General features: G+C 69.8%; 10 protein-coding genes. 4 read left to right on the top strand and 6 right to left on the bottom strand.

Going from position 1 to position 10,171, the window contains the following annotated elements; all coding sequences use genetic code 11:
- Positions 1 to 3 precede the first annotated feature (3 nt).
- Positions 4 to 1,176, bottom strand: coding sequence for an IS3 family transposase (locus tag TTY48_RS10905; protein ID WP_220657506.1), 1,173 nt, complete (start codon positions 1,174 to 1,176; stop codon positions 4 to 6).
- A gap of 714 nt (positions 1,177 to 1,890) precedes the next feature.
- Here TTY48_RS10905 and TTY48_RS10900 point away from each other — a divergent pair.
- The gene (locus tag TTY48_RS10900; RefSeq protein ID WP_220657505.1) at positions 1,891 to 2,628 is read left to right on the top strand and encodes a hypothetical protein; all 738 of its coding nucleotides are present in this window, start codon (positions 1,891 to 1,893) and stop codon (positions 2,626 to 2,628) included.
- Between the two features lie 39 nt (positions 2,629 to 2,667).
- Here TTY48_RS10900 and TTY48_RS10895 read toward each other — a convergent pair whose 3' ends face one another.
- Positions 2,668 to 4,005, bottom strand: coding sequence for an MFS transporter (locus tag TTY48_RS10895; RefSeq protein ID WP_374758688.1), 1,338 nt, complete (start codon positions 4,003 to 4,005; stop codon positions 2,668 to 2,670).
- Positions 4,006 to 4,049: 44 nt separating this feature from the next.
- On the opposite strand from TTY48_RS10895, the gene nhaA reads away from it, so the two are divergent.
- The 3 genes from nhaA to TTY48_RS10880 are packed head-to-tail and all read left to right on the top strand — an operon-like array spanning position 4,050 to position 6,772.
- On the top strand, positions 4,050 to 5,258 hold the full coding sequence (gene nhaA, locus TTY48_RS10890) for a Na+/H+ antiporter NhaA (protein ID WP_220657503.1): 1,209 nt from the start codon (positions 4,050 to 4,052) through the stop codon (positions 5,256 to 5,258).
- Between the two features lie 38 nt (positions 5,259 to 5,296).
- Entirely contained in the window at positions 5,297 to 5,764 is a 468-nt protein-coding gene (locus TTY48_RS10885) for a phage holin family protein (RefSeq protein WP_255585630.1), read from the top strand.
- Positions 5,765 to 5,800: 36 nt separating this feature from the next.
- Complete coding sequence (locus tag TTY48_RS10880) at positions 5,801 to 6,772, top strand: alpha/beta fold hydrolase (protein WP_220657501.1); 972 nt, start codon at positions 5,801 to 5,803, stop codon at positions 6,770 to 6,772.
- Here the strand turns inward: TTY48_RS10880 and TTY48_RS10875 are convergent.
- The 4 genes from TTY48_RS10875 to nth are packed head-to-tail and all read right to left on the bottom strand — an operon-like array spanning position 6,769 to position 10,125.
- Positions 6,769 to 7,980, bottom strand: coding sequence for a MarP family serine protease (locus tag TTY48_RS10875; protein ID WP_220657500.1), 1,212 nt, complete (start codon positions 7,978 to 7,980; stop codon positions 6,769 to 6,771). The two genes, TTY48_RS10880 and TTY48_RS10875, sit on opposite strands and share 4 nt — an antisense overlap.
- Positions 7,977 to 8,681 (bottom strand): CoA pyrophosphatase, encoded by a 705-nt coding sequence (locus tag TTY48_RS10870; RefSeq protein WP_220657499.1) that lies wholly within the window; start codon positions 8,679 to 8,681, stop codon positions 7,977 to 7,979. Before TTY48_RS10870 ends, TTY48_RS10875 begins: the two co-directional genes overlap by 4 nt.
- Entirely contained in the window at positions 8,678 to 9,361 is a 684-nt protein-coding gene (locus tag TTY48_RS10865) for a TlpA disulfide reductase family protein (RefSeq protein ID WP_220657498.1), read from the bottom strand. Before TTY48_RS10865 ends, TTY48_RS10870 begins: the two co-directional genes overlap by 4 nt.
- Positions 9,358 to 10,125: an endonuclease III gene (gene nth, locus TTY48_RS10860; protein ID WP_220657497.1), complete on the bottom strand. Its 768-nt coding sequence runs from the start codon at positions 10,123 to 10,125 to the stop codon at positions 9,358 to 9,360. Before nth ends, TTY48_RS10865 begins: the two co-directional genes overlap by 4 nt.
- Positions 10,126 to 10,171: the final 46 nt, after the last annotated feature.

The following is a 10,171-nucleotide window of genomic DNA, read 5'->3' as shown; positions in this document are numbered from 1 at the left end:
TTGTTAGGCCGCGTTGGCGGCTGTGTAGATCATCTCAAATTCGATGGGTGTGAGCTTGCCGAGTGTGCGTTGTCGCCGGCGGCGGTGGTAGGTCCGTTCGATCCAGACGACGATTGCCGTCCGCAGTTCCTGGCGGGTGGTCCACTGCTGGCGGTCGAGGACGTTCTTCTGCAGCAGCGAGAAGAACGATTCCATCGCTGCGTTGTCCCCGGCGGAGCCGACCCTGCCCATCGAACCGCTGAGCTGAAACCTGTTGAGCTGCTCGGTGAACCGGCGTGATCGGAACTGGCTACCTCGATCCGAGTGCACTACGCATCCGGCAACCGCGGCAGGGCCACCGCGCCGGGTCACGGCGCTGTTGATGGCGTTGACCGCGATGCGGGTCTTCATCCGTTCGTCGATCGAGTATCCGACGATCCGATTCGCATAGACGTCTTTGACCGCGCACAGATACAACTTGCCCTCGCGGGTGTGGTGCTCTGTGATATCAGTGAGCCACAAACGGTTCGGGGCCTCAGCGGAGAACTCGCGTTCTACCAGGTCGTCATGGACCGGCGGTCCGGGACGTTTGCCGCTGCCGCGCCGGCGGCTGTGCGCGGAGAACAGACCAGCTTGTGAGCACAGCCGCCACACTCGCCGCTCCGACACACTGTGACCGGCAGCGACGAGTTCGTCGGCGATGAACCGATACCCGAACTCCGGATCATCACGATGGACATCGACCGCAGCATTAGTCACCACCGCATCATCGACATCACGGTCACAGACTGGAACAGCGCTCCAGGCATAGAAGGCTTGGCGGGAGAACTTCAGAACCCGGCAGGTCACCGCGACGGCAATCCCGTCAGCGGCCAGCTCGCGGACCAGCGGGAACATCATTTTGGGGGACGAACCGAGCTTCAGATTCGCCTGCGACAAATACGCCGCCGCCCGCCGAAGGACTTCATTCTCCTGCTCCAACAGCCGGATCCGCCGCCGCGCTTCCCGCAGCTCCTTCGCCTCGTCCCGGCTCACACCGGGACGAACACCGTCATCGACATCGTCTTGCCGCAGCCACCGCCGCAAACACGACTCCGCGATCCCGAAATCCTCCGCTACCTGTTTGAGCGAGACCTGCCCCGACCTGGCCACGCGGACCACATCAGCACGGAACTCCTCTGGATACGCCTTCGGCATGGTCGATCATCCTTCCAGCAACAGTCCGCAGACCGCTACAGATCAGGTGACAACTAGACCTTCAGCAGACCCGACCAGGCAGCAGCAGCCAAGACCGCACAGGACAAGGCCACCGCCGACAAGCAGCAGGCCAACACCTCCGCCCAGGCACAAGCCCAGGCAGACAAGTCCGCCGCTGACGCCGCAGCCGCACAAAAGGCAGCCACCGACGCCGCCAAGACCGCAGCAGACAAGGCCACCGCCGACAAGCAAGCAGCAGACAACTCCGCCCAGGCCCAAGCCCAGGCAGACAAGTCCGCCGCCGACGCCGCCAACGCACAACAGGCAGCCACCGACGCCGCCAAGACCGCCGCAGACAAGGCCGACGCCGCCAAGCAAACCGCCGACGCCTCCACCGCAGCAGCCGACAAGGCCACCGCAGCAAAGGAAACCGCCGACAAGACCGCAGCCGACAAGACCGCAGCAGCCCACACCGCCGACGCCGCCAAGAAGGACGCCGACGCCAAACAGGCCACGGCAACCGACCAGGCAGCAGCAGCCAAGACCGCAGCCGACCAGGCCACCGCAGCCAAGGAAACCGCCGACAAGGCGGCCACCGACCGAGCGAATGCGGCCAAGGACGCGCAGGCCCGGGCCACCGCGGCTAAGGAGGCGTCCGACAGCGCCAACGCGGCCAAGGCGGCCGCGGAGCGCACCGCCGCCGACAAGGCGGCCGTGGACAAAGCGATGGCGGAGAAGGCCGCCGCCGACAAGGCGACCGCGCAGAAGGCCGCAGCCGACCAGGCCGCTGCGACGAAGGCCGCCGAGGCGGCCGGAACGGGCCAGCAGGACGGCGCGGCCGCCGCGAAGGCGGCGGCGGACCGGGCCGCCGAGGCGAAGGCCGCAGCGGATCGAGCCGCCGAGGAGGCGGCCCGCAAGCCGGTGGACCGGGAGGCCGCTCAGCGCGCGGCCGCCGAGCGCGCCGCCGCCGAGAAGGCCGCTGCCGCCGCGTCCGAGCAGGCCGACGCCGCGCAGAAGGCGGCGGGCCGAGGCGGGTCGTCGAGCAGCGCCGGCTCGTCGTCGGGCCGCACGGGTTCGGAGGGGTCCGGCTCCGGATCGAGCAACTCCGGAAGCTCCCGCTCGACCGAATCCGGTTCGACCGGCGCGGGTTCGAGCAGTTCCGGCTCGACCGGTTCGGATTCCAGCGGTTCCGGATCGCGTTCGAGCTCCAGCGGCTCCGATTCGAGCAGCTCGGGATCGAGCAGTTCCGGTTCGGGTAGCTCCGGTTCGAGCGGCTCCGGATCGAGCAGTTCCGATTCGGGTAACTCCGGATCGAGCAGCTCGGGATCGGGTAGCTCCGGTTCGAGCGGCTCCAGCTCGTCGGGTAGCTCCGGCTCGTCGAGCGGTTCGGACTCGGCCGGCTCGTCGAGCGGATCCTCCGCCGGATCCGCATCGTCGGCGACGGCCGGCTAGCGGGTACCCCGGATGGGCCGGCCGCGCCGGCCCATCCGGCTAGACCTTGTCGAGCTCCACGTCGCGGGTCTCGGGCATCGCGAGCAAGGCGATGAGCGTGGCACCACCCGCGAGCGCGAGGTACACGCCCACCCAGCCGACGCCGTAATCGCTCACCAGCCAGGTGGCGATGAAGGGGGCGATGGCGGCGCCCAGGATCGACGCGAAGTTGTACGCGATACCGCTGCCCGTGTACCGGACGTTGGTGGCGAACAGCTCCGGGAGCACCGCGCTCATCGGGCCGAAGGTGATGCCCATCAGAGTCAGGCCCACGATGAGCACGGCCAGCATCGACCCCTGCGTGGTGGTCGACGGGTCCAGGATCCACTTGAAGGACAGGCCGAAACCGATGATGGCCAGGGTCGCGCCGATCAGCACCAGCCGCCGGCCGATCCGGTCGGCGAAGTAACCCGAGACCGCCACGAAGGCCGCGAAGAAGAGCACGGCGACCAGCTGCATCTGCAGGAAGTCGATGTAGGAGATGCCCAGCTTCACGCCCGACTTATCCACCACCTTGCCGGTGCCGTACGACACGATCCAGGTGGTCACCAGATAGAACAACGTGTACGTGGCCACCATGACGAAGGTGCCGATGATCAGCGGCCGCCACGCGGTGCGCAGCACCTCGCCCAGCGGCGCCTTCACCTTCTTGCCGTCCTCGACGGCCTTGGCGAAGACCGGGGTCTCGGTGAGCTTGAGCCGCACGTACAGGCCCACGATCACCATCACGGCCGACGCGAGGAAGGGGATGCGCCAGCCCCAGGTCATGAACGCGTGGTTGGAGGCCGAGGTCTTCGAATCGAAGTCCATCAGCTGCATGATCACCAGGAAGGTGCCGTTGGCCAGGAAGAAGCCGAACGGGGCGCCGAGCTGCGGCCACATCGCCGCCCAGGCCCGCTTGCCGGGCTCCGCGGTCTCCGTCGCCAGCAGGGCGGCACCCGACCACTCGCCGCCGAGCCCGAGGCCCTGGGCGAAGCGCATCAGGGCCAGCAGCGCCGGAGCCCAGTAGCCCACCTGGTCGAAGGTGGGCAGCACGCCGATGAGGAAGGTGGCGATGCCCATGGTGAGCAGCGATCCCACGAGGGTGGCCTTGCGGCCGACCCGGTCACCGAAGTGGCCGAACAGGATCGAGCCCAGTGGGCGGGCCACGAAAGCCAGACCGAAGGTGGCGAACGAGGCGAGCAGCGCCGCGGTGTCGTCCCCCTTCGGGAAGAAGAGGGTGGGGAACACGAGCACGGCTGCGGTCGCGTAGATGTAGAAGTCGAAGAACTCGATGGTGGTGCCCACCATGGAGGCGACGACGATTCGCCTGCGATTCATTCGGCAGAGATTACTCATTCCGTGACCTCCGTCACCCACCGACCCTGCGGTAGGTTCGACCGATGAGCGACGCATCGTCGAACCCCCAGACGAACGCGCTGTCCCGCTTCCTGCGCACGGAGACCGTGGGCGGAACCGCCCTGCTGATGGCCGCCTTCGTCGCCCTCGTCTGGGCCAACTCACCCTGGGCCGATGCCTATCAACACCTCGGCGAAATCCATGTGGGCACAGACTCACTCAGACTGTTCGGGGAGCCGCTGCATCTGCGCCTCACGCTCGCCGAGTGGGCGAAGGACGGGCTGCTGGCCGTGTTCTTCTTCGTGGCGGGCCTCGAGCTCAAGCGCGAACTGGTGGTGGGCGAGCTCTCGACCCTGCGCAGCGCCGCCCTCCCGGTGATCTGTGCGACGGGCGGTGTGGTGGTGCCCGCGCTGATCGCCTTCGCCATCGCGCACGACGATCCGCGCATCGCGAGCGCCTGGGCCATCCCCATCGCCACCGACATCGCCTTCGCCCTCGGCATCCTGGCGCTCACCGGATCGCGTCTGCCCTCCGGCGCACGGGTCTTCCTGCTGGGGCTGGCGGTGGTCGACGATCTGATCGCGATCGTGGTGATCGCCGTCCTCTTCTCCACCGGCCTGAGCCTGCTGTGGCTGGGCGTGGCCGTGGCGGGGTGCGCCGCCTACGCGCTGGCCCAGCACCGCCGCATCACCACGCCCCTGCTCTACCTTCCGCTGGCCGCGCTGGTGTGGATCGCCATGCTGCAGTCCGGGGTTCACGCCACCATCGCCGGAGTCGCGCTCGGCCTGCTCACCCGCGTCCGCACCGATCCCGGCGAGGCCGAGGCACCGGCGGAGCGCCTGGAGCACCGCATCCAGCCCTTCTCCGCGCTGGTGTGCGTGCCGATCTTCGCCTTCTTCGCCTCCGGTGTCGCCGTGAACGGTGAGGTCTTCCGCGCCTTGTTCACCGATAAGATCGCGGTCGCCGTGATGGCCGGGCTGTTCTTCGGCAAGATCATCGGCATCTTCGGGTCCAGCACGGTGGCCGTGCGGCTGGGCATCGCCGAACGCCCCGAAGGACTCACCGGCCGCGACATCCTGGCACTGAGCGTGCTCGGCGCGATCGGCTTCACCGTGAGCCTGCTGGTGGCCGAACTCTCGCTCGGCGACAGCGCCGATCTCGCCAAGGCGGCAGTGTTGCTGACATCGCTCGTGGCCTCCGTGATCGGTTCGCTGCTGTTGCTACGGCGTGGTCGCGCGCACACGAACACCTGACCTCTGGCACGATGAGGACAGCAACGAGGAGGAAAGACGTGAGCTTGGACAGCACACCCACCACCGGAACGCCGCAGACCCTGTCGGCGATCCCCCTCACCGACCCGAACGTGACGTCCACGGGCGATCCCACGATCGGCAGCCTGGTGCGCGATGCGACGGCCCAGGTGTCCTCGCTGGTCCGCGCCGAGGTCGAGTTGGCGAAGACGGAGACGGTCGCCGACCTGAAGAAAGGCGTCACGGGTTCGGCCTTCTTCATCCTGGCGGGCGTGGTGCTGCTGTACTCGTCGTTCTTCTTCTTCTTCTTCCTCGCCTACGTGATCAACATCTGGCTGCCCACCTGGGCCGCCTTCGGCATCGTCTTCCTGCTGATGGTGTTCATCGCCGTGGTCTCGGCCGTGATCGGTTACCTGCAGGTGCGCCGTATCCGCGGACCGAAGAAGACCATCGAATCGCTCAAGGAGACGCAGTCCTCGCTGGTCCCCCGCGGTGGCGCCGACTCCTGACCGGCGAGCTCCGGCAACGGCCACGAGGCACGTGTGGTGACCGCTAATCCCGATCCGTCGAGCGTCCGCTTCCCCGGTCCGTGGAAGCACCTCGACGTGCGTGCCAACGGCATCCGGCTGCACGCCGTCGAATACCGCCCCGAGGGCTCCGACGAGCCCCAACACGACCGCCCACTGGTGGTCTTCCTGCACGGCTTCGGCGGATTCTGGTGGAGCTGGCGGCATCAGATGCCGCTGCTGCACGAGGCCGGCTACCGCGCAGTCGCCGTGGACCTGCGCGGCTACGGCGACAGCGACAAACCCCCGCGCGGCTACGACGGCTGGACCCTGGCCGGCGACATCAGCGGCCTGATCCGCGCGCTCGGCCACGGCAACGCCGCGCTCGTCGGGCACGCGGAGGGCGGGCTCGGCTGCTGGTCCACCGCCACCCTGCATCCCCGGGTGGTCTCGGCCATCGCGCTGGTGTCCTCGCCCCATCCGATCGCCCTCAAGCGGTCGGCCCTGCGCAACCGGGATCAGCGGTCGGCGATGCTCGGACCGATCACCTTCGCGCAGCTGCCCCGGGTGGCCGAGGACCGGCTCACCCGCGACGACGGCGCGGAGATCGCCCGGCTCATCGACGAACGCAGCGGGGCGACCTGGAAACGCACCGCCGACTACGTGGACGCGGTGGACCGCTACCGCAGCGCCATCCGCATCCCCGGCACGGCGCACAGCGCCCTGGAGTACGCGCGGTGGGCGTGGCGCAGCCAGTTCCGGCCCGACGGCACCCGCTTCCTGAGCCGGATGAACCAGCGGCTGCACATCCCCGTGCTCGCCTTCCGCGGCGAGAGCGATCCGTACGTGCTGCCCCAGCCCGTCTTCTCCAGCCACGACTGGGCGAGCGACTACCGGGTGCGCACCGTCGACAACGCCGGGCACTACGCGCACGAGGAGGCGCCCGGCACCGTCGGCCCGCAGCTGCGCGATTTCCTGCTGGGCCTGCCCGGCCCCCGGCTCCTGAACTAGCGGCTCAGCACACAGTTGCCCGTGGACACTCCCGGTGCGGCGGCGGCGGGCTTCTTCGCGGCCTCGAGCGCCGGTTCGATCTGCTTGGCACTGAGCGCGTACGCCGTGTCCGGATCGTTGGTCGCCATCCCGAAGATCACTCCCACCACGTTGCCGTCGCGGTCGAGGAGCGGGCCGCCGGAGTTACCGGGCCGCACCTGCCCGCGCAGCAGGTACACATCGCGGCGCACCTTCGCATCGCGGTAGACGTTCATCCCCTCCAGCGTCTGGTGGTTGCGGACCCGGGTGGACGAGAGCGTGAGCGGCCCGCCGCCCGGGTAGCCCAGGGCGAAGCCCGAATCGCCCGGCTTCGCACCGTTGAAGACGATCCGCAGCGGGTCCGCGCGCAGGCCCGGCACCGTGAGCACCGCGACATCGGTCTGCGGGTCGAAGTAGGTGACCTGTGCGGCGTACTTCTGCCGCCCGTCGACGGTGACCTGCACGTTGCGCGTGCCGGCCACCACGTGCGCGTTGGTGATCACGCGCTCGCGCAGCGCGATGAACCCGCTGCCCTCCAGCGCGCGGCTGCACGAGGGCGCCTGGCCGTCGATCCGCACCACGCCGGGGCGCACCCGCTGCACCGCGGGATCGGTGAAGTCGACGCGCTCGGGCGCATCCACGTTGGTGATCGGGGTGCGCGCGAACGGGCCCATCACCTGCGGCAGGCCCGAATCGTCGACGATCCCGGCCACCTTCTGCGGCAGATCGCCCAGGCCCACGTTCTGGGCGAACTTGTTCACCCCCGACAGCACCGACGATCCGTTCACCGCACCGGACACCGCCGGCGACGCCGCCGATGTCAGCGGGATCGCCACCAGCCACGCGGCCAGCAGCACCGCACCCATCTGCGCGATCGCGCCGACGCCCGAGTCGAGGGCCCGCGCCGACGATCCGCGGATGGAACTGCGCACCAGCCGTCCGAGCACCATGCCCGAGAGCTCACCCACGATCACCAGCGCCGCCAGCAGGCCGAGCCCCAGCAGGAGCCGGGTGCGCTGGTCGTCGACGGAGGACAGCACGTGCGGCGCGAGGAGCACGCCCGCGGTGGCGCCCAGCGCCACGCCGATGAAGGCCAGGACCGAGGCGGCGGCGCCCTGCCGGTACCCCGAGATCGCCGCCACGATCACCAGGAGGATGACCACGGCGTCCACCCACGCGGACCCGCTCACCGCACCTCCTCCTGCCAGTGCGCCGCCCGGTCGGCCGCGGCGCGCACCTCGTCGGTCAGCGGCCGCACATCGTGCGTGTCCCAGGGGCGTTCCCATCCGGCGGCCGCGATCAGAGCGTTCAGCAGGCCACCGGTGAAGCCCCACACCAGCATCGGGCCCGCGGCGAAGGCGGGCCCCTTGTAGAAGGATTTGCGCACCATGAACCGGTTCGCCGGATCGGTCAGCTCGGCCAGCGGCACCTTGCGCACCAGCGCGGTCTCGCCCTCGTCCACCACGTGCACCGTCGAGGGGCGCGCGGCGTAGCCGATCACGGGCACCACCAGGAAGCCGGACACCGGCACTTCGATCGGGTCGAGCACCGCGAGCACGTCGACCGAGGCGGGGTCGAGGCCCGTCTCCTCCCACGCCTCGCGCAGGGCGACGGCCACGTCGTCGGCGTCCTCGGGGTCGCGGGCGCCGCCCGGGAAGGCCACCTGGCCCGAGTGCTGGCGCAGCGCGGACGCCCGCTGCTGCAGCAGCACCGAGGCGTCGGCGGGAAGCCTCTCGGCGGTGGGGTCACCGTCGAACAGGATGAGGACGGCCGCGCTGCGCGGGTTGCGGACGCGCTGCAACGCGGCCACCGCCCCGCCGCGGCGCTGCAGCTCGGCGCCGATGTCGTCGAGGTTCCCCAGCAGCGGTTCGAGCCACGCCGGGGCGGTCACAGATCGACTCCCAGATCGGCGCGGACGGTCGCGGCCACGTCGTCGGCTGAGGTGAAGGGGCGGGCATGCACGCTCGCCACACTGCCATCGGCGCGTAACAGGATGGTTGCGGGGTACACCCGCGGAGCGCCCAGCAGCGTGGCGACCTTGGCCTGCGGGTCCTCCACCGTGGGCAGCGTGAGCCGCAGTTCGGACAGCAGATCGAGGGCGGCCGCCGGGTTGGGATCGGCGTGCACGGACAGCACGGTGAGCTTGCCGGTGCCGCGGCTCGCGATCTCGGCCATCGCCGGCAGCTCCACCCGGCACGGCGCGCACCACCAGGCCCACACGTTGACCAGCGTCGGCAGCCCGTCGGGCAGCGCGCCGGCGTCGAGCGGGGCACCGTCGCCGAGGCAGTCGAGCCGCAGTCCCGCGAGCGGGCCGCGCGCCGTCCCGCCGGTGACGCACGGTGCGAGCGCCGCCTTCGCCCGGGCGGCCTGCAACTGGCCGGGGCTCACGCTGGTCGACGGTGCGCCCGACGGCGGCGGCGCCGCGGTATCGCCGCCGCTGCGGGGCCAGATGGCGACGACGAGCGCCAGGGCCACCACGGCGCACACGATCACCCAGCGGGCGGTGCCGGAGATGCGGCTCGGCTTCTCGCCGGGCAGCAGGGGCGCGGGTTCGCGCTCGGGCTCGGTCATCGGGCGGCTCCCGGGGCTCGGCGGCGGCGCGGCGGGGGCGGCGCGATCTCCAGCAGGTGCTCGCGTTCGGGGCCCTTCACGAGATCGGCGGCCTCCGCCGGGTCGACGGGGCCGGTGCCGAAGGACGGGCAGTCCTTGGCGAGTACGCACACGCCGCACGCGGGTTTGCGGGCGTGGCACACGCGACGGCCGTGGAAGATCACGCGGTGGCTGAGCAGTGTCCACTCCTTGCGCGGGATCAGCTCGCCGACGGCGTGCTCGATCTTCACCGGGTCGGTCTCCTCGGTCCACTCCCAGCGGTGTACGAGTCGGCTGAAGTGGGTGTCCACGGTGATGCCCGGCACGTCGAAGGCGTTGCCGAGGACCACGTTCGCCGTTTTCCTGCCGAATCCGGGCAGCGTCACCAGGTCTTTCATGCGGCGCGGGACCTCGCCGTCGAACCGGTCCACGAGGGCCTGACCGAGGCCCATGATCGAGGTGGCCTTGTTCCGGTAGAAGCCGGTGGAGCGGATGTACTCCTCGAGTTCGGCGCGCTCGGCGCCGGCGTAATCGGCGGCCGTCCGATACCGGGCGAACAGGGCGGGTGTGACTTGATTCACCCGGACATCGGTGCACTGCGCCGAGAGGATCGTGGCGACCGAGAGTTCAAGCGGATTCGTGAAGTCGAGCTCGCAGTAGACGTGCGGAAACGCGGTCGCCAGGGTCCGATTCATTCGCCGGGCCCGACGCACCAGCGCGAGGTGGGACTCCGGCTCCTGGGGCATGGTTCACCATCTTAACGACGAGCCCGTATCGGTTTCGTGGCCTTAT

Source organism: Tsukamurella sp. TY48, assembly GCF_019656655.1.
GTDB classification, from domain to species: Bacteria; Actinomycetota; Actinomycetes; order Mycobacteriales; family Mycobacteriaceae; genus Tsukamurella; species Tsukamurella strandjordii.
The sequence above is the reverse complement of the archived record's forward strand: the minus strand, read 5'-3'. Positions and strand labels throughout refer to the sequence as shown.